The organism is Pantoea sp. GM_Pan_3, from assembly GCF_026541045.1.
Lineage (GTDB): Bacteria > Pseudomonadota > Gammaproteobacteria > Enterobacterales > Enterobacteriaceae > Pantoea > Pantoea anthophila.
This window is the reverse complement of record NZ_JALNVA010000001.1, coordinates 1,113,070-1,132,082: the sequence shown is the minus strand read 5'-3', so window position 1 is coordinate 1,132,082 and position 19,013 is coordinate 1,113,070. Positions and strand designations below refer to the sequence as shown.

General features: G+C 57.3%; 14 protein-coding genes and 1 other RNA gene. 11 read left to right on the top strand and 4 right to left on the bottom strand.

Translation table 11 applies throughout. From position 1 onward, the window contains the following. The first annotated feature begins 13 nt into the window (after positions 1-13). From pheS to OXR04_RS05340, 9 genes are all read left to right on the top strand, one after another. On the top strand, positions 14-997 hold the full coding sequence (gene pheS, locus OXR04_RS05380; RefSeq protein ID WP_009090534.1) for a phenylalanine--tRNA ligase subunit alpha: 984 nt from the start codon (positions 14-16) through the stop codon (positions 995-997). 14 nt (positions 998-1,011) lie between these two features. Further along, positions 1,012-3,399 carry a phenylalanine--tRNA ligase subunit beta gene (gene pheT / locus OXR04_RS05375; protein WP_267369402.1) on the top strand — a complete coding sequence of 796 codons (2,388 nt, stop codon included), beginning with the start codon at positions 1,012-1,014 and terminating at the stop codon, positions 3,397-3,399. A gap of 4 nt (positions 3,400-3,403) precedes the next feature. Next, on the top strand, positions 3,404-3,706 hold the full coding sequence (gene ihfA / locus OXR04_RS05370) for an integration host factor subunit alpha (protein WP_003853259.1): 303 nt from the start codon (positions 3,404-3,406) through the stop codon (positions 3,704-3,706). 170 nt (positions 3,707-3,876) lie between these two features. Further along, entirely contained in the window at positions 3,877-4,860 is a 984-nt protein-coding gene (gene btuC / locus OXR04_RS05365; RefSeq protein WP_267369401.1) for a vitamin B12 ABC transporter permease BtuC, read from the top strand. 40 nt (positions 4,861-4,900) lie between these two features. After that, positions 4,901-5,446, top strand: a complete 546-nt coding sequence (locus OXR04_RS05360; protein ID WP_009090531.1) for a glutathione peroxidase — start codon at positions 4,901-4,903, stop codon at positions 5,444-5,446. Beyond that, positions 5,447-6,196, top strand: coding sequence for a vitamin B12 ABC transporter ATP-binding protein BtuD (gene btuD, locus OXR04_RS05355; RefSeq protein WP_267369400.1), 750 nt, complete (start codon positions 5,447-5,449; stop codon positions 6,194-6,196). Positions 6,197-6,264: 68 nt separating this feature from the next. Further along, positions 6,265-6,723 carry an NlpC/P60 family protein gene (locus tag OXR04_RS05350; RefSeq protein ID WP_009090526.1) on the top strand — a complete coding sequence of 153 codons (459 nt, stop codon included), beginning with the start codon at positions 6,265-6,267 and terminating at the stop codon, positions 6,721-6,723. A 294-nt stretch (positions 6,724-7,017) separates the two neighbouring features. Beyond that, positions 7,018-7,764: an EAL domain-containing protein gene (locus OXR04_RS05345; RefSeq protein ID WP_046101724.1), complete on the top strand. Its 747-nt coding sequence runs from the start codon at positions 7,018-7,020 to the stop codon at positions 7,762-7,764. A gap of 85 nt (positions 7,765-7,849) precedes the next feature. Then, positions 7,850-9,301 (top strand): protein adenylyltransferase SelO, encoded by a 1,452-nt coding sequence (locus OXR04_RS05340; RefSeq protein ID WP_154928340.1) that lies wholly within the window; start codon positions 7,850-7,852, stop codon positions 9,299-9,301. A 7-nt stretch (positions 9,302-9,308) separates the two neighbouring features. Here OXR04_RS05340 and OXR04_RS05335 read toward each other — a convergent pair whose 3' ends face one another. Further along, positions 9,309-10,355, bottom strand: coding sequence for a 3-deoxy-7-phosphoheptulonate synthase (locus tag OXR04_RS05335; protein ID WP_046101726.1), 1,047 nt, complete (start codon positions 10,353-10,355; stop codon positions 9,309-9,311). A 153-nt stretch (positions 10,356-10,508) separates the two neighbouring features. Then, entirely contained in the window at positions 10,509-11,336 is an 828-nt protein-coding gene (locus tag OXR04_RS05330; RefSeq protein WP_009090518.1) for a pyruvate, water dikinase regulatory protein, read from the bottom strand. A 430-nt stretch (positions 11,337-11,766) separates the two neighbouring features. Here OXR04_RS05330 and ppsA point away from each other — a divergent pair, with 430 nt between their 5' ends. After that, positions 11,767-14,151, top strand: coding sequence for a phosphoenolpyruvate synthase (ppsA, locus tag OXR04_RS05325; RefSeq protein ID WP_267369399.1), 2,385 nt, complete (start codon positions 11,767-11,769; stop codon positions 14,149-14,151). Positions 14,152-14,229: 78 nt separating this feature from the next. Here the strand turns inward: ppsA and rprA are convergent. Together rprA and ydiK are read right to left on the bottom strand one after the other, a co-directional pair. After that, positions 14,230-14,337, bottom strand: an RNA gene (gene rprA, locus OXR04_RS05320) — antisense sRNA RprA. Positions 14,338-14,629: 292 nt separating this feature from the next. Next, positions 14,630-15,745 (bottom strand): AI-2E family transporter YdiK, encoded by a 1,116-nt coding sequence (ydiK, locus tag OXR04_RS05315; RefSeq protein ID WP_111207482.1) that lies wholly within the window; start codon positions 15,743-15,745, stop codon positions 14,630-14,632. A gap of 207 nt (positions 15,746-15,952) precedes the next feature. On the opposite strand from ydiK, the gene OXR04_RS05310 reads away from it, so the two are divergent. Continuing rightward, positions 15,953-19,006, top strand: coding sequence for an FAD-binding and (Fe-S)-binding domain-containing protein (locus OXR04_RS05310; RefSeq protein ID WP_267369398.1), 3,054 nt, complete (start codon positions 15,953-15,955; stop codon positions 19,004-19,006). Positions 19,007-19,013: the final 7 nt, after the last annotated feature.

Genomic DNA, 19,013 nt, shown 5'->3' with positions numbered 1-19,013 from the left:
AAAAGAGGAAATTATGTCCCAACTCGCAGAACTGGTGGCCAGCGCCACGGCGGCTATCGACGGGGCGACAGATATCGCCGCCCTTGACGCGGTGCGCGTCGAATATCTCGGTAAGAAAGGGCATCTGACATTACAGATGACCACCTTACGCGAGTTGCCTGCTGAAGAGCGTCCTGCAGCCGGTGCGGTAATCAACGAAGCGAAACAGCAGGTCACCGACCGCCTGAACGCGCGTAAAGAGGCGCTGGAATCGGCGGCGCTGAATGCGCGTCTGGCAGAAGAGACCATCGATGTGTCACTGCCGGGTCGCCGCATTGAAAATGGCGGCCTGCATCCGGTCACCCGCACGATGGATCGCATTGAGACCTTCTTCGGTGAGTTAGGCTTTGCTGTCGTCACCGGGCCGGAAATTGAAGATGATTATCATAACTTTGATGCACTCAATATTCCTGCTCACCACCCGGCGCGTGCCGATCACGATACCTTCTGGTTTGACGCCACCCGTCTGCTGCGTACCCAGACTTCCGGCGTGCAGATCCGTACCATGCAGGCTCAGCAGCCGCCGATTCGTATCATCGCGCCAGGCCGCGTCTACCGTAACGATTACGATCAGACCCACACGCCGATGTTCCATCAGATGGAAGGGCTGATCGTGGATAAAAACATCAGCTTTACCAATCTCAAAGGCACGCTGCACGATTTCCTGAACAACTTCTTCGAAGAAGATTTGCAGATTCGTTTCCGTCCGTCCTACTTCCCCTTTACTGAGCCTTCAGCAGAAGTGGACGTCATGGGTAAAAACGGCAAGTGGCTGGAAGTGCTGGGCTGCGGCATGGTGCACCCTAATGTGCTGCGCAATGTCGGCATTGACCCGGAAGTTTACTCCGGTTTCGCCTTTGGTATGGGCATGGAGCGTCTGACCATGTTGCGCTATGGCGTGACCGATCTGCGCGCATTCTTCGAAAACGATTTACGTTTCCTCAAACAATTTAAGTAAGGGCAGGTTATCCAATGAAATTCAGTGAACTCTGGTTACGCGAATGGGTAAATCCAGCCCTGGACAGCGCCGCGCTGTCTGAACAAATCACCATGGCCGGTCTGGAAGTGGATGGCGTTGAGGCCGTCGCCGGTGCGTTCAACGGTGTCGTGGTTGGCGAAGTGGTGGAGTGCGGTCAGCACCCGAATGCTGACAAACTGCGGGTGACCAAAATTAATGTGGGCGGTGACCGTCTGCTGGATATCGTCTGCGGCGCGCCGAACTGCCGCCAGGGGCTGAAAGTCGCTGTCGCCACCGTAGGTGCCGTGCTGCCGGGTGATTTCAAAATCAAAGCGGCCAAACTGCGTGGTGAGCCGTCAGAAGGGATGCTCTGCTCTTTCTCCGAGCTGGGAATCAGCGACGACCACAACGGCATTATTGAACTGCCTGCCGATGCGCCCGTGGGCACCGACATCCGCGCCTGGCTTCAGCTGGATGACAACACCATTGAAATCAGCGTCACGCCTAACCGCGCGGACTGTCTGGGCCTGATCGGTATCGCGCGTGATGTGGCGGTGCTGAATGGTCTGCCGCTGAACAAGCCAGAGATTCAGCCGGTCGCTGCCACGCTGAGTGACACCTTCCCGATTCAGGTTGATGCGGTGGAGGCCTGTCCGCGCTACCTGGGTCGCGTAGTGAAAGGCGTTAACGTTGGTGCGGCCACGCCATTGTGGATGAAAGAGAAGCTGCGTCGCTGTGGTATCCGCTCAATCGATCCGGTGGTGGATATCACCAACTATGTGCTGCTGGAACTGGGTCAGCCGATGCACGCCTTCGACCTCGATCGCCTTAACGGCGGCATCGTGGTGCGCATGGCGAAAGAGGGCGAAAAGCTGACGCTGCTGGATGGCACTGAAGCCAGCCTGCAGGCAGACACGCTGGTCATCGCCGATCACCAGCAGGCGCTGGCGATGGCGGGTATCTTCGGTGGCGAACATTCGGGCGTGAACAGCGAAACGCAGAACATTCTGTTTGAGTGCGCCTGGTTTGACCCGCTGGCGATCACCGGCCGCGCCCGTCGTCACGGTCTGCACACCGACGCGTCACACCGCTATGAACGAGGCGTTGATCCGGCGCTGCAACATATCGCGCTGGAGCGTGCAACCGCGCTGCTGCTCTCCATCTGCGGGGGTGAAGCCGGCCCGATCATCGATCAGACGCATCAGGCCGCCTTGCCGGTTCCGGCGACGATCACCCTGCGCCGGGAAAAACTGGATCGCCTGATTGGTCATGTCATCGCCGATGAGCAGGTTACCGATATTCTGACCCGTCTCGGCTGCGACGTCACGACAGGCGAAGGTGAGTGGCAGGCGATCGCCCCGAGCTGGCGCTTCGACATGGCGATTGAGGAAGATCTGGTTGAAGAAGTGGCCCGCGTTTACGGCTACAACAACATCCCGAACGTGCCGGTGCAGGCGGGGCTGGTCATGACTCAGCATCGCGAAGCGAACCTGTCGCTGAAACGCGTGAAAAACCTGCTGGTGGACAAGGGATATCAGGAAGCGATTACCTACAGCTTCGTTGATCCAAAGGTTCAGCAGCTGCTGCATCCGGGTGAAGAGGCGCTGCTGCTGCCAAGCCCGATCTCCAGCGAGATGTCGACCATGCGTCTCTCCCTGTGGACCGGCCTGCTCAGCGCAGTCGTCTACAACCAGAACCGTCAGCAGAGTCGCGTACGTCTGTTTGAGAGCGGCTTACGCTTTGTGCCCGACACGCAGGCAGATTTAGGCATCCGTCAGGATCTTATGCTGGCCGGTATTATCAGCGGAAACCGTGTTGAAGAGCACTGGGATCTGGCGCGCCAGGCAGTTGACTTCTATGATTTAAAAGGCGATTTAGAGTCGCTGCTCGATTTAACCGGCAAACTGGATGCGATCAGCTTCCGGGCTGAAGCCAATCCGGCGTTGCATCCGGGACAGAGCGCGGCGATTTATTTGCACGATGAACGAATCGGATTTATCGGAGTCGTTCATCCTGAGCTGGAACGTAAGCTGGATCTCAACGGCCGCACCTTAGTCTTTGAACTGCTTTGGAATAAGGTCGCAGACCGCGTCCTGCCTGACGCGCGCGAGATTTCTCGCTTCCCGGCTAACCGTCGTGATATTGCTGTTGTGGTGGCTGAAAACGTCCCTGCAGCAGATATCATCGCGGAGTGTAAGAAAGTTGGCGTAAATCAGGTAGTTGGCGTAAACTTGTTTGACGTGTACCGCGGTAAGGGCGTTTCTGAGGGCTTCAAGAGCCTCGCAATCAGCCTGATTTTGCAGGATACCAGCCGGACACTCGAAGAAGAGGAGATTGCCGCGACCGTTGGCAAATGTGTTGCGGCATTAAAAGAGCGATTCCAGGCAACCTTGAGGGATTGAACCTATGGCGCTTACAAAAGCTGAGATGTCAGAGTACCTGTTTGAGAAACTCGGGCTGAGCAAACGCGATGCCAAAGAGTTAGTAGAGCTGTTTTTCGAAGAGGTACGTCGCGCTTTGGAAAATGGAGAACAGGTAAAACTGTCTGGGTTTGGCAATTTTGACCTGCGTGACAAAAACCAGCGTCCTGGCAGAAACCCGAAAACGGGGGAAGATATTCCGATCACCGCGCGTCGCGTAGTGACATTCCGCCCGGGACAGAAGCTGAAAAGCCGCGTAGAGAACGCTACACCCAAAGAGACTGACTGAATTTCAGCGTTTCAAAAAGGCCGCGCAAGCGGCCTTTTTTCATGGTCTCACCCGCCGGTGACTGCGCTGGCGCGCCCGTCTGCCAGCAGGGCGCACACCGCCTCAACCACCTTTCTTTTTTCTGCAATCCCACTACAATCAAATCTCTGTTTTCTCAGCAAATCCAGCCTATGTCTCTGCTTGACCCGCTCGCGCTTCAGGCCGACCAGCGCGGCCAGAAATGGCTTATTACTTTAGCTCTTATGCTGCTTGCGCTGCTCTGTGGCAGCCTGTGTGCCGGTGACAGCTGGATCGCGCCCTCAGAGTGGTTTACGGAGAGCGGCCGGCTCTTTGTCTGGCAGCTGCGGCTGCCGCGTAGTCTGGCGGTGATGCTGGTCGGTGCATCCCTAGCAGTGTGCGGCGTCGTGATGCAGGCGCTGTTTACCAATCCGCTGGCCGAGCCTGGCCTGCTGGGCGTCTCAAACGGAGCCGGCATCGGTCTGGTGCTGGGCGTGCTGCTGGGCAGCGGCTCGCTGTGGAGCCTCGGCCTGGCCGCGATGGCCGGAGCACTCATGATTACGCTGATCCTGCTCTGTTTCGCGCACCGTCAGCTCTCGGTGACCCGGCTGTTACTCACGGGCGTGGCGCTGGGGATTATCTGCAGTGCCATCATGACCTGGGCCGTTTACTTCAGCACCAGCCTCGACCTGCGTCAGCTGATGTACTGGATGATGGGCGGCTTCAGCGGCATTGACTGGCGCTATGGCGGAATGATACTGGCGCTGCTGCCGGTGATGCTGGCCCTGAATGCGACGGGACCGATACTGAATCTGCTGGCGCTGGGGGAGATCTCCGCTCGTCAGCTCGGTCTCTCTCTTTTCTACTGGCGCAATCTGCTGGTGCTGGCGATGGGCTGGCTGGTCGGTATCAGCGTTGCCATGGCCGGTGCCATTGGTTTTGTCGGGCTGGTGATCCCGCACCTGCTGCGGCTGAGCGGCATCAGCGATCACCGTTATCTGCTGCCCGCCTCTGCGCTGGCTGGGGCAGGCGTGCTGTTAGCGGCCGATATCGTCGCGCGTCTGGCGCTGACATCGGCCGAATTACCGATAGGCGTGGTCACGGCGACACTCGGCGCGCCGCTGTTTATTCTTTTACTGGTAAAATCTTCGCGCTAGCTTTCGGCTGGCTACTCTGCATCCACAACAGGAATTCAGCATGAATATTTATGACACTGAACTGGTTACGCTTGATGGTGAAAAAACCACGCTCTCTGCGTGGCAGGGCAAGGTACTGCTGGTGGTAAACGTCGCCTCGAAATGTGGCCTCACCCCGCAGTATGAGGAGCTGGAGAATCTGCAGAAGGCCTGGCAGGATCACGGCTTCAGCGTACTGGGTTTTCCCTGCAATCAGTTTCTGGAGCAGGAGCCTGGCAGCAGCGAAGAGATCAAAACCTTCTGCAGCACCACCTATGGCGTGACATTCCCGATGTTTGCCAAAACCGACGTCAATGGGGAAGGGCGTCACCCGCTCTATGCTCAGCTGATCGCGGCCTGTCCTGACGCCGTTCGTCCCGAAGGCAGCGGTTTTTACGAGCGTCAGGTGAGCAAAGGCCGCGGACCGAAAGCGCCGGGCGACATCCTGTGGAACTTTGAAAAATTCGTTATTGGCCGGGATGGTCGCATTGTCCAGCGGTTCGCGCCTGATATGACGCCGGAAGATCCCATTATTCTGGAAACCATTAAGCAGGCCCTGGCGAAATAGATGCTGCTGCGCCTGCAACAGGTGGCGCTCGCCGGGCGGCTGTGCTCACTGAACGGTGAGCTTGCCGCCGGTCAGTTGCTGCATGTCGCCGGTCCGAACGGCGCGGGAAAAAGCACGTTGCTCAGCGTTGTTGCCGGACTGGAGGCCGCGTCCGGCAGGATCGTGCTGGATAACCGTCCGCTGTCCGAGTGGAGCGGCCCGGCGCTGGCCCGGGCTCGCGGCTGGCTTCCCCAGCAGCAGGCCCCCCTGAGTCAGATGCCGGTCTGGCACTATTTACGGCTGCATCTGAAACAGAGGGGGGCGCAGGATGAAGATCGGCTCAGCACGCTGCTGCAGCAGCTTCAGCTGCAGGATAAACTCGCCCACTCACTGACCCGGCTCTCCGGCGGGGAGTGGCAGCGTGTCCGACTGGCGGCGGTCTGCCTGCAAATTGATCCGCGCATCAATCCAGACGGGCGGCTGCTGATTCTGGATGAGCCCATGACCGCGCTGGATATCGCCCAGCAGAAAGCGGTGGACGATCTGATCGCCGGACTCTGTGCGGCGGGCATCAGCGTGATCGCCAGCAGTCACGATCTCAACCACACGCTGCAACAGGCGAATCAGGTCTGGCTGATGGAGAGGGGACAGGTCATTGCGCAGGGCGAACCGGCCGCGGTTCTGACGCCGCAGCGACTGACACCGCTTTATGGCATCGCCTTCCGGCAGATTGAGCTTGAAGGACGCACGCTGCTGACCGTCCTGTCCTGACACTTGCTACCCGGCGGGCTTTACCGCTACATTAAACCGGTTGCAACTTCTGATAAGGACATTTGGCGATGCGCCTGGGTTTGCTGATTTTGGTTCTGCTGCTGACGGGATGCAGTCATCACGCCCCGCCGATTAATGGTCGTCTCTCCGACTCGATTACCGTGATTGCAGAGCTGAACGACCAGCTCGGTCACTGGCACGGCACGCCCTATCGCTATGGCGGCATGAGCCGCAACGGTGTCGACTGCTCTGGCTTTGTCTATCTCACCTTCCGCGACCGCTTTGCGCTGCAACTGCCGCGCACCACCTCAGCACAGAGTGATATCGGCACCCGTATAAGTAAAGATGAACTGCTGCCCGGCGATCTGGTCTTCTTTAAAACCGGTCGCGGGGAGAATGGCCTGCATGTCGGCATCTACGACAGTGATAATGCCTTTATTCATGCTTCCACCAGCCAGGGGGTGATCCGCTCCTCGCTGGATAACGTCTACTGGCGCAAAGTCTTCTGGCAGGCTCGCCGTATTTAACCGGAGAGTCTGAAATAAGACTTAAGTCCAATTTAAAATAGAGAAAAAACAGCCGTTAAAAGTTTTATTTTAAATGACAGTTTTTGAGCGGGGATTTTATTAGGCATAATAAATGCTGGTTTAATTCCGCTAATAAGCGCAGTTTTGTCGTCACTATTTGGCTTAAGCGTCATCGCAGGCTGGCAAACGGTGGTGGAAGGGCAAAGAAGGTCGTCTCTTCAATGATTTGGCGCTATTGCCTGAGCCTGACCATTACTATACGATATCAACATCGCCGCATATTCTGGCATTAAAATGAAAATTCATCTTTCGGCCGACTATCAGTCGGAAATCTGGTTTTATCCTGTCTGTGATGCTGACGGACGGCTGGCTGCTGTTGAGCTGGTTACGCAGTTTGTGCATGAAAGTGCGCCGATCACACTGCCTCAGGATCTGCTGCTGCCGCAGCTCGATGAGTCGCAGCAGTTACGCCTGCTGCAAAGTCAGATTAGCCTGCTGGAGCAGAACCGTGCGTTATTCGAGTCGCACGACGTCTCCGCATTGATCCGTATTGATGAAGGGATGGCCCGGACGCTGCTGGCCAGCGAATTAGTGATGCGCAAAATAAAGCAGCTGCCCTTCATTCTGCTGAATATCACTGAAACGTTTCCGCAGCTGAAGCTCGGAAAAAATAATCCGCTGCTGGCGAGCCTGCATGATGAGTTTAATTTAGCGCTTTCCCATTTTGGGGCTGGCAAAACACCCTCGAATGCGGTCTACGATAATTTATTCAGCTGGATCTGTCTGGATAAAGAGTTTATTCACTCTCTGGCAAAGCGCGCGTCGTTTGTGCCGTTCATGCAGAGCATTATCGATAATTTCCGCACCCATTGTGACCGGCTGATTATTTGCGGCATTGACGATGATCGGCTGCTGGATAAAGTGAGCCAGCTCAGTGGGGTCGATTTTCAGGGCGCACTGTTCCCGGTGGTCAAATCTGACGCGTTGCGTTCCCTGATCCGCGCCGACAGTCGCCGACCCTCTTCTCAGCATCCTGGCTGATGGAACCTGTTTAATCCCCGATATCAGCGTTACACTGAAGGTTTTGGCAAACCGACGTCTCGCTGAGCATCGCATGGGAGAAACAATGTCCTCAGGCAAGCTATCTTTTGACAATACCTGGTTCCGGGAGCTTACCGGATGCTACACCGCGCTTAACCCTACGCCGCTGGCAGGCGGACGCCTGCTCTATCATAACGCCCCGCTGGCCGCCTCAATGGGGCTGGATAGCGCACTCTTCGCCGGTAACGGGCATGACGTCTGGCACGGCGCGGCACTGCTGCCCGGTATGCAGCCACTGGCCCAGGTGTACAGTGGCCATCAGTTTGGCGTCTGGGCCGGTCAGCTGGGCGACGGGCGCGGCATCCTGCTGGGAGAACAGCGCACAGAGGATGGCGAGAAACTTGACTGGCACCTCAAGGGCGCGGGCCTGACCCCCTATTCCCGCATGGGGGATGGGCGGGCGGTGATCCGTTCCAGCGTTCGCGAGTTCCTGGCCTCTGAAGCATTGCACCATCTGGGGATCCCCACCACGCGCGCCCTGACCCTGTCGATTGGCGATGAGCCGGTTTACCGTGAAACGGCGGAGCGCGGTGCAATGCTGATGCGCATTTCACCCAGCCATCTGCGCTTTGGTCATTTCGAGCATTTCTTTTACAGCCAGCAGCAGGAGAAAGTGCAGCAGCTGGCCGACTACGCCATCCGCCATCACTGGCCGCATCTGGTGGAGGAGGCGGATCGCTATCAGCGCTGGTTTACCGACGTTGTGGTGCGCACTGCCCGGCTGATTGCGCTGTGGCAGAGCGTGGGCTTCGCGCATGGCGTGATGAACACGGACAACATGTCGATTCTGGGCCTGACCATCGACTACGGCCCCTATGGTTTTCTGGATGATTATCAGCCTGACTTTATCTGCAACCACAGCGACTATCAGGGGCGCTACAGTTTTGAAAATCAGCCAATGATAGGCATGTGGAACCTTAACCGCCTGGCCCATGCGCTGTCAGGGCTGCTGACGACTGAACAACTGCGCACGGCACTCAGCGCCTATGAACCTGAACTGATGCGGGTGTGGGGAGAGCGGATGCGGGCTAAACTCGGTTTACTGACTCAGCAGAGCAGCGACAATCAGATCCTGACCGACCTGCTGGCGCTGATGACGCAGGAGCACAGCGATTACACCCTGACGTTCCGGCAACTGAGTGAGACGCAACAGGCGGAAAGCCGCTCACCGCTGCGGGATGAGTTCATTGATCGTGAGGCTTTTGACCGCTGGTATCAGCGCTACCGTAGCCGCCTGATGGATGAACAGGTCAGCGATGCGGAGCGTCAGGCGGTGATGAAGGCGGCAAACCCGGCGGTGATACTCAGAAATTATCTGGCACAGCAGGCGATTGAAGAGGCTGAGCGAGGAGAGCAGGGCGCGCTGGCGCGTCTGCACCAGGCGCTGCAGCAACCCTTCAGTGATGAAACAGCCGCCGACTATCGTCAGCGGCCACCAGACTGGGGTAAAACGCTTGAGGTGAGCTGCTCCAGCTGACAGAGACTCAGAGGCGGTGAGAAACCGCCTCGGCCAGCAGGGCGAGAACAGCTTCGCTATCCTCCCAGCCGAGGCAGGGATCGGTAATCGACTGGCCGTAAACCAGGGGCTCACCACTCACCACCTTCTGATTGCCCTCCTGCAGGAAACTTTCAATCATGACGCCCGCCACGGCACGCGATCCTGCTTTGATCTGCTCCGCGACATCCGCGGCCACATCCTTCTGACGACGGTGCTGCTTCAGGCAGTTGCCGTGACTGAAATCGATGACCAGCTGCTCTGGCAGATTAAAGGCTGACAGACTCTCAGCCGCCGCCGCGACGTCACTGGCATGATAGTTGGGCTGTTTACCGCCACGCAGAATCACATGACCATGCGGATTGCCGCTGGTCTGATAAATGGTCATCTGGCCCAGCTTATCCGGCGAGAGGAACATATGGCTGGCGCGCGCGGCACGAATCGCATCCACGGCAATCTGGACGTTGCCATCGGTGCCGTTTTTAAAGCCGACCGGGCAGGAGAGGGCGGAGGCCATTTCGCGGTGGATCTGGCTTTCAGTGGTGCGAGCGCCAATCGCGCCCCAGCTGATCAGGTCGGCAATAAACTGGCCGATCACCATATCCAGAAATTCGGTGGCGGTAGGCAGGCCCAGGGCGTTGATGTCGATCAGCAGCTTGCGGGCAATAGAGATGCCACGGTTCACATCATAACGACCATCCAGATCCGGATCGGAAATTAATCCTTTCCAGCCCACTACGGTGCGCGGCTTTTCAAAGTAAGCGCGCATAACAATCTCCAGTCGGTCGGCATAGCGACTGCGAAGCGCATTCAGGCGCTCAGCATACTCCAGCGCCGCTCGGGGATCGTGCAGCGAGCAGGGGCCGATCACCACCAGCAGGCGGGGATCTTCACCGGTCAGAATACGGGCAATACGTTTGCGGGCTGCGGTGACATTATCGGCAATCGCCGCAGAGACAGGGTGCTCAGCCGCCAGGCTGGCAGGCGTAATCAGATTACCAATGCGCGCGGTACGCAGTTCGTCAGTTTTATTCATGGGTTTCTCGAAAACGGTTCTTCGCAGCGGTGAAATACCGGGAAGTGATGGTGGTCACAATAAACCATCAGGGTGCGAATTCAACCCGGAATTTGATAATGAAATCAGAACCGACGGCAGCAACGCTTTACATCGTCTGCCCGCTCCCGCTTCCTAGTACATGCGGCGTGTCAGACCCATGATATCGAGAATTTTTGTGGCTATCTCCTCCACCGAGTAGTTGGTGCTGTTCAGGTAACGGATCTGGTGGGTGCGGAACAGGGCCTCCACTTCGCCCACTTCCAGCCGGCACTGGCGCATTGAGGCGTAACGGGTATTTTCCGCCCGCTCCTGGCGGATGGCCGCCAGCCGTTCCGGATCGATGGTCAGCCCGAACAGCTTGTTCTGATGCGCGCGCAGGGCAGGCGGCAGCTTAAGGTTGTCCATGTCGTCAGCAATGAACGGGTAGTTGGCAGCACGGATACCAAACTGCATTGCCAGATAGAGGCTGGTGGGCGTCTTGCCGCAGCGTGAGACGCCGACGAGGATCACCTGCGCATCCTCCAGCCCGCGCAGCGAGATGCCGTCATCATGGGCCAGGGCGTAATCGATCGCCGCGATGCGGGCATCATATTTCCCCAGGTTACTGGCATCCAGACCGTGGGTGCGGTGAGCCACTGGCGCAGGCGCTAATCCCAGCTCCTGCTGCAGCGGGGCGACCAGCGCCTGTACGATGTCCTGACAGAAGCCCTCGCTCTGCACGATGATGTCGCGCACTTCCGGTGTGACTATTGAGAAAAAGACCAGCGGCCGGACGCCGCTCTGCTGATACAGTGCGTTGATCTGAGCTTTAACCGCCAGCGCCCGCTGGACGTTTTCAACAAACGGCAGCGTCAGGCTGGTGATATTGACCGGGAACTGCGACAACACCGCATGGCCCAGCACTTCAGCCGTGATGGCGGTACCATCGGAAATATAGAAAACGCTTCTGTCAGTTGTCATAACCGCTTCAGTCCTGAACAAGAGTGAGTTATCAGCATGCGTCATGCGGCGAAAAAAATCATGCCGGATGTTCATTTCTGGAATCGCTATCCGGGTTATTTATCCGGAGATTCAAGGCACTGGCTACAAAGCGAACGCGGGAGTTTTGCTGTTTTAACCGTCTGAGGGGCGGTTTTCTGGCAGCGTCTGCGCGGGTTTGTTGCGCAACAAAAAACAGCGCCCTGATAAGGGAAAATTTAAATTACATAGAAATATCAATGAGTTAGGTAAAAATGGCGATTTTGCGCAACGGCAAAATAAAACGCTCACAATTCCGAAACTGCTTCTGAAATTCTGCTTTAACGATTCAACAGATCGTGATTGCTTAAGTGATATGCCAGGCTGAGGACAGATGACTCCCTGTCCCCATTCATTAAAAAGGATACGCTTAATGGCCAGTAATGACGCACAGCCACTTGTGCTCTGGTATAACCAGCTTGGCATGCATGATGTTGATCGGGTGGGCGGCAAAAATGCCTCTCTGGGTGAAATGATCACGAATCTCTCGTCGCTGGGTGTCTCCGTGCCCAACGGATTTGCGACGACCTCATACGCCTTTAACCTCTTCCTGGATCAAAGCGGGCTGAACCAGCGTATCTATGCGCTGCTGGATGAAACCGACATTGATGATGTCGAAGCGCTGGCCAAAGCGGGTAAACAGATTCGTCAGTGGGTGGTTGAGACCCCCTTCCTGCCGGAACTGGAATCCGCCATTCTGGATGCCTACGAGCAGCTTTCTGCCGATGACCATGACGCCTCGTTTGCCGTCCGCTCCTCAGCAACCGCAGAGGATATGCCCGATGCCTCCTTTGCCGGTCAGCAGGAGACCTTTCTGAATGTGCAGGGTATTGACGCCGTCATGGTGGCGGTGAAGCACGTCTTCGCCTCGCTGTTTAACGACCGTGCTATCTCCTACCGCGTCCACCAGGGCTACGATCATCGCGGTGTGGCGCTCTCTGCCGGCATTCAGCGCATGGTACGCTCGGATCTGGCCGCGTCTGGCGTGATGTTTACCATTGATACCGAATCCGGCTTTGATCAGGTGGTGTTTATCACGGCTGCACTGGGGCTGGGTGAAATGGTGGTGCAGGGTGCGGTTAACCCGGATGAGTTCTATGTCCACAAACCGACTCTGGCAGCCGATCGTCCCGCTATCGTGCGCCGCAACATGGGGTCGAAAAAGGTTCGCATGGTCTACGCCGACTCTCAGGCCCATGGTGAGCAGGTGCGGATTGAAGATGTGCCGGAGGCCGAACGCGATCGTTTCTGCCTGAACGATGAAGAGGTGCAGGCGCTGGCGAAGCAGGCCGTACTGATCGAACAGCACTATCAGCGCCCGATGGATATTGAGTGGGCCAAAGATGGTCACACCGGCAAACTGTTTATCGTTCAGGCTCGTCCTGAAACCGTGCGTTCAAACGGTCAGGTGATGGAGCGCTACACCCTGCAGGCGCAGGGCAGCGTGGTAGTGGAAGGCCGTGCTATCGGTCATCGTATCGGCGCCGGTACGGTGAAGGTCATCCACGATATCAGCGAAATGAATCGGATTGAGAAAGGGGATGTGCTGGTGACCGACATGACCGACCCGGACTGGGAACCGATCATGAAGAAGGCATCCGCCATCGTCACTAACCGGGGTGGACGGACCTGCCATGCGGCGATCATCGCACGTGAGCTGGGCATTCCGGCCGTAGTGGGCTGTAGTGACGCCACCGAGCGGCTGAAAGAGGGTCACAACGTTACCGTCTCCTGCGCCGAAGGCGATACCGGCTATGTCTATGATGACCTGCTGGACTTCGATATCACCAGCTCTCAGGTTGACTCACTGCCTGAACTGCCGCTGAAAATCATGATGAACGTGGGCAATCCCGACCGTGCCTTCGATTTTGCCTGTCTGCCGAATGAAGGTGTCGGCCTGGCGCGGCTGGAGTTCATCATCAACCGCATGATTGGCGTGCATCCGAAAGCGCTGCTGGAGTTCGACCAGCAGACCCCGGAACTGCAGCAGCAGATTCGTAAAATGACCAAAGGATTTGATAATCCGGTGGAGTTTTACATCGCCCGTCTGACCGAGGGAATTGCCACCCTTGGCGCGGCATTCGCACCGAAACGCGTAATTGTCCGACTTTCCGACTTTAAAACTAACGAATATGCCAACCTTGTGGGCGGCGAACGCTATGAGCCGGAAGAGGAAAACCCGATGCTCGGTTTCCGGGGCGCAGGTCGCTATGTGGCCGATAGCTTCCGGGACTGCTTTGCGCTGGAGTGTGAAGCGGTAAAACGTGTCCGCAATGAGATGGGCCTGACCAACGTCGAAATCATGGTTCCGTTCGTGCGCACGGTGGACCAGGCGCAGGCGGTGGTGGCGGAGCTGGCGCGTCAGGGGCTGAAGCGCGGTGAGAACGGGCTGAAGATTATCATGATGTGCGAGATCCCATCGAATGCCCTGCTGGCGGAGCAGTTCCTGGCGCACTTTGATGGCTTCTCTATCGGCTCTAACGACATGACGCAGCTGACGCTGGGACTGGATCGCGACTCAGGCGTGGTTTCTGCGCTGTTTGATGAGCGAAACGAGGCGGTGAAGGCACTGCTGTCGATGGCGATCAGGGCCGCGAAAAAGCAGGGGAAATATGTGGGCATCTGCGGTCAGGGACCGTCCGATCACCAGGATTTCGCCGCCTGGCTGATGGAAGAGGGCATTGACAGTCTGTCGCTCAACCCGGACACCGTCGTGGAAACCTGGGTGAGTCTGGCGCAGTTAAAGAAAACGGCCTGACGGCCTCACCGCTGCTATTGTCAAATCCTGAGGCCCGCATTGCGGGCCTTTTTCTTTTTATTGCTGGTCAGATTCAGGCAAAAAAAAAGCCCATCACAGGGGATGGGCAAAGACTACACACAGCAATTCTTTACTCTACTCAGGGGAATAAGGTTGTTTAGAAATCAGTAAGTTGATTTCGAACATAGGAAACATGTTATTCATATGGCTGGCTGGCGTCTTTAAGAATCCTCTTATTAGTTTAAAGCCGATAATCTTTTGCCCCCTAAACTCCGCCATTTGGCTTAAGAAACAGTGCAGAAAATAATCTTTTTTAGCCGAAAAAGGTCTGTTTTGGGTCAGGAATGGCTTTTTTCTTAAAAATCGCTAATGGACCGAGAAATTTATCCGATCCGCAGGGGGGTGTGCGGTTAATCATCATTAACCGCACTAATCAATCGTTAAACAGGCTGTCGGGAGAACCTGTTACCGTTCCGTATCACACAGCGGGCGGGGTGCCATCGTGATCGGCAAGGGCTTCCGCCACCGCCTGCGGATCGTTATCCGGGGCCGGCGCTTCATGCACCCAGACGGAAACGAGACGATAAGAGACCGCCAGCACCACCGGTCCGATAAAAAGACCAATCATGCCAAACGCAAACAGACCACCAATAACACCAGAGAGGATCAGGATCATCGGCAGATCGGCACCCATACGAATTAACATCGGACGCAGGACGTTGTCCATCGTACCCACCACACAGCTCCAGACCAGCAGCACGGTTCCCCAGGTGGTGTCGCCGCTCCAGTAGAGATAGATGATGGCCGGAACCAGCACCAGCAGCGGGCCGAGCTGGACCAGACAGCAGAGGATCATCAGCACCGTTAAGAGCGTGGCGTAGGGAATACCGGAGATAGCCAGGCCGATACCGCCGAGCACGCCCTGCACCAGCGCCGTGACTACCACGCCCAGCGCCACGGCACGAATGGACTGCGCCGCCAGAAGCACGGCGGCATCCCCACGGCGTCCGGCCATACGAAAGGCAAAGTGGCGAATGCCCTGAGCGGCCTGCTCACCGCGCCAGTAAAGCAGCACGCTGAAAAGTAACATCACGCCCAGATGGATCATAAAGCGTCCGAAATGACCGGCCTGAGCGACAAAAAAGCCGGTGGTGCGCCCGATATAGGGCTGTATCTTGGCCATGATCCCGGCCCCGCCGCTCGCCACCAGGGTGTCATAACTGACATAAAGCTTTTTGCCGACCATCGGGATCTCTTTGAGCCACACCAGCTTCGGCATCGTGTGCCCCTGCGTGACCCACGCAATGACCGGTGCGCTGTTATCAATCAGGCTGCTGACCAGCAGGGCGATAGGGATGATAAACAGCAGCAAAAGCAGCAGGGTCATCACGATCACAGCCAGCGAACGGCGTCCCCACAGCAGTCGCTGAAATTTCAGCATCAGCGGCCAGGTAGCAATGACCACCATGCTGGCCCAGGCGAAGCCCAGAATAAACGGCTGCACCACCCACAGGCAGGCGACAATCAGCAGCAGAATGAACATCAGGGTAAAGAGAATCTGCGGTAAATCCATATCCCGGTACTGGCTTTTCATCATTGACTCATAACCTCGTCTTAATCCTTCATTTTCCGGCATAGCGATGCCGGTTTTCATCATGATCTATTTACTGAGGATTAAACAGCGTTACCGAGAAAGGTTTTGGCTTTTCTGAAAAAACGGCAGACGCAGAAAAAATATGTTAAAACGGGAAATCGCTAACGCATAAACGCAAACGTTTACAACACCTTCGGTCAGACAATCATGATCCCACAGATTTCGCAGGCACCGGGCCTCGTTCAACTGGTGCTGACGTTCCTTGAGTCGCTGAAAGAGCAGGGTTTTACCGGCGACATGGCAACCAGCTATGCCGATCGTCTCTCACTCTCCACCGATAACAGCATCTATCAGTTGCTGCCTGACGCGGCGCTGTTTCCGCGCTCCACCGCGGATGTGGCGCTGCTCGCCCGCGTGGCGGGAGAGGCCCGCTTCGCCAGCCTGGTGTTTACACCGCGCGGTGGCGGCACCGGTACGAACGGGCAGTCGCTGAATCAGGGGATTGTGGTCGACATGTCTCGTTATATGAACCGCATTCTGGAGATCAATACGGAAGAGCGATGGGTGCGGGTGGAAGCGGGCGTGATCAAAGATCAGCTCAATGCCTGGCTGAAGCCTTTCGGCTTTTTCTTCTCCCCGGAGTTGTCCACCAGTAACCGGGCGACGCTGGGCGGTATGATCAACACCGATGCCTCGGGGCAGGGATCGCTGGTGTATGGCAAGACCTCGGATCATGTGCTGGGCCTGCGTGCCGTGCTGCTGGGCGGCGATATCCTGGATACGCGGCCGATGGCCACCGCGCTGGCGGAAACGCTGGCGCAGACGGCAACCCCCGAAGGGCGGCTCTATCAGCAGGTACTGACCCGCTGCCGTGAACACCGGGCGCTGATTCTGGAAAAGTTTCCAAAGCTGAATCGGTTCCTGACCGGTTATGACCTGCGCCATGTCTTCAGCGATGACATGCAGACCTTTGACATGACGCGGCTGCTCTGTGGCGCGGAAGGGACGCTGGCGTTTGTCACCGAAGCCCGGCTTGATATCACCCCGCTGCCAAAAGTGCGGCGGCTGGTAAACATCAAATATGACTCCTTTGACTCTGCGCTGCGCAATGCACCCTTTATGGTGGAAGCCCAGGCGCTGTCGGTTGAAACCGTGGACTCCAAGGTGCTCAATCTGGCCCGTGAAGATATCGTCTGGCACTCGGTGCGTGAACTGATCGCCGATGTGCCCGATAAAGAGATGCAGGGGCTGAACATCGTTGAGTTTGCCGGCGACAACGCCGCTCTGATCGACCAGCAGATTGAACGGCTCAGTGCCCGCCTCGATGCGCTGATGGCGCAGCAGCAGGGCGGTGTGATTGGCTATCAGTTCTGTAACGACCTGGAGGGCATCGAACGCATCTATAACATGCGTAAAAAGGCCGTCGGACTGCTGGGCAACGCCAAAGGGCGGGCAAAACCGATCCCCTTTGTGGAAGACACGGCCGTGCCGCCCGAGAAGCTGGCGGATTACATTGTCGAGTTTCGCGCGCTGCTCGACAGCCACGGTCTGAGTTACGGCATGTTCGGACACGTTGATGCGGGCGTGCTGCACGTCCGTCCGGCGCTGGATATGTGCGATCCGCAGCAGGAGATGATGATGAAACAGATCTCCGACGAAGTGGTGGCGCTGACCGCGCGCTACGGTGGCCTGCTGTGGGGAGAGCATGGTAAAGGGTTCCGCGCCCAGTACAGTCCGGCCTTCTTCGGCGAAACGCTGTTTAACGAACTGCGCCGCATCAAAGCGGCCTTCGATCCGCTTAACCGTCTTAATCCGGGCAAGATCTGTACCCCCTTCAACCGTCATGACGAGATGATGCAGGTTGATGCGGTCAAGCGTGGCACCTGGGATCGGCAGATTCCGTTAACGGTGCGGGATGAGTGGCGTGGCGCGATGGAGTGTAATGGCAACGGGTTATGTTTTAACTTCGATGCCCGCAGCCCGATGTGTCCGTCCATGAAGATCACCCGCAACCGTATTCATTCGCCCAAAGGACGGGCGAGCCTGACGCGGGAGTGGCTGCGGCTGCTGGCCGGGCAGGGCGTCGATCCGCTGATGCTGGAGAAGCAGCTGCCGGAAAGCCGTCTGTCGCTGCGCGCCCTGATCGCCCGTACCCGCAACAGCTGGCATGCCAGCAAAGGGGAGTATGACTTCTCGCATGAGGTCAAAGAGGCGATGTCAGGCTGTCTGGCCTGTAAAGCCTGCTCCACCCAGTGTCCGATCAAAATCGACGTGCCTGCGTTCCGCTCACGCTTCCTGCAGCTCTACCACACCCGCTATCTGCGCCCGGCGAGCGATCACCTGGTGGCAGCGGTTGAGAGCTATGCGCCGCTGATGGCGAAGGCACCCAAAGTGTTCAACTTCTTCCTGCGCCAGCCGTGGCTGAAAGAGCTGAGCAAAACGCATATCGGCATGGTCGACCTGCCTCTGCTCTCTGCGCCCAATCTGAAGCAGCAGCTCAGCGGACATCCGGCGATGAACATGACCCTGGAGCAGCTGGAAGCGCTGACCGCCGCGGAGCGTGAGCGTTGTGTGCTGGTGGTTCAGGACCCCTTTACCAGCTTCTATGAGGCGCAGCTGGTCAGTGACTTCATCCGGCTGATTGAGAAGCTGGGCTATCGTCCGGTTCTGCTGCCATTCTCACCCAATGGTAAAGCGCAGCACGTTAAAGGCTTCCTGCAGCGCTTTGCCCGAACCGCAGCCCGGACGGCCGACTTCCTCAACCGGGTGGCAAAACTGGGCCTGCCGATGGTCGGGGTCGACCCGGCCACCGTGCTCTGCTATCGCGATGAGTATCGTCAGACGCTGGGCGACGCACGTGGCGACTTTGCTGTGTTGCTGGTGCATGAATGGCTGCAGCGGGCGCTGGCAGAGCGTGACGTACAGGCCACGGGCGGCGAGTCATGGTATCTGTTTGCGCACTGTACCGAGGTGACTGCGCTGCCCTCAGCCCCCGGTCAGTGGCAGGATATCTTTGCCCGGTTTGGTGCGAAACTGGAGAATATCAACGTCGGCTGCTGCGGCATGGCCGGAACTTACGGCCATGAGAGTAAAAACCTGGAGAACTCGCTGGGGATCTATGCGCTCTCATGGCATCCGCAGCTTCAGCGGCTGCCGCGTCAGCGCTGTCTGGCGACCGGCTACTCCTGCCGCAGTCAGGTCAAACGGGTGGAAGGCAACGGCATGCGTCATCCGCTTCAGGCTTTGTTAGCATTAATGTAAAAAAATT

Excerpts from the sequence above, each read along its gene's own strand:
- pheS (WP_009090534.1), top strand. The coding sequence starts at position 14 with ATGTCCCAACTCGCAGAACTGGTGGCCAGCGCCACGGCGGCTATCGAC.
- pheT (WP_267369402.1), top strand. The coding sequence starts at position 1,012 with ATGAAATTCAGTGAACTCTGGTTACGCGAATGGGTAAATCCAGCCCTG.
- ihfA (WP_003853259.1), top strand. The coding sequence starts at position 3,404 with ATGGCGCTTACAAAAGCTGAGATGTCAGAGTACCTGTTTGAGAAACTC.
- btuC (WP_267369401.1), top strand. The coding sequence starts at position 3,877 with ATGTCTCTGCTTGACCCGCTCGCGCTTCAGGCCGACCAGCGCGGCCAG.
- OXR04_RS05360 (WP_009090531.1), top strand. The coding sequence starts at position 4,901 with ATGAATATTTATGACACTGAACTGGTTACGCTTGATGGTGAAAAAACC.
- btuD (WP_267369400.1), top strand. The coding sequence starts at position 5,447 with ATGCTGCTGCGCCTGCAACAGGTGGCGCTCGCCGGGCGGCTGTGCTCA.
- OXR04_RS05350 (WP_009090526.1), top strand. The coding sequence starts at position 6,265 with ATGCGCCTGGGTTTGCTGATTTTGGTTCTGCTGCTGACGGGATGCAGT.
- OXR04_RS05345 (WP_046101724.1), top strand. The coding sequence starts at position 7,018 with ATGAAAATTCATCTTTCGGCCGACTATCAGTCGGAAATCTGGTTTTAT.
- OXR04_RS05340 (WP_154928340.1), top strand. The coding sequence starts at position 7,850 with ATGTCCTCAGGCAAGCTATCTTTTGACAATACCTGGTTCCGGGAGCTT.
- OXR04_RS05335 (WP_046101726.1), bottom strand. The coding sequence starts at position 10,355 with ATGAATAAAACTGACGAACTGCGTACCGCGCGCATTGGTAATCTGATT.
- OXR04_RS05330 (WP_009090518.1), bottom strand. The coding sequence starts at position 11,336 with ATGACAACTGACAGAAGCGTTTTCTATATTTCCGATGGTACCGCCATC.
- ppsA (WP_267369399.1), top strand. The coding sequence starts at position 11,767 with ATGGCCAGTAATGACGCACAGCCACTTGTGCTCTGGTATAACCAGCTT.
- ydiK (WP_111207482.1), bottom strand. The coding sequence starts at position 15,745 with ATGAAAAGCCAGTACCGGGATATGGATTTACCGCAGATTCTCTTTACC.
- OXR04_RS05310 (WP_267369398.1), top strand. The coding sequence starts at position 15,953 with ATGATCCCACAGATTTCGCAGGCACCGGGCCTCGTTCAACTGGTGCTG.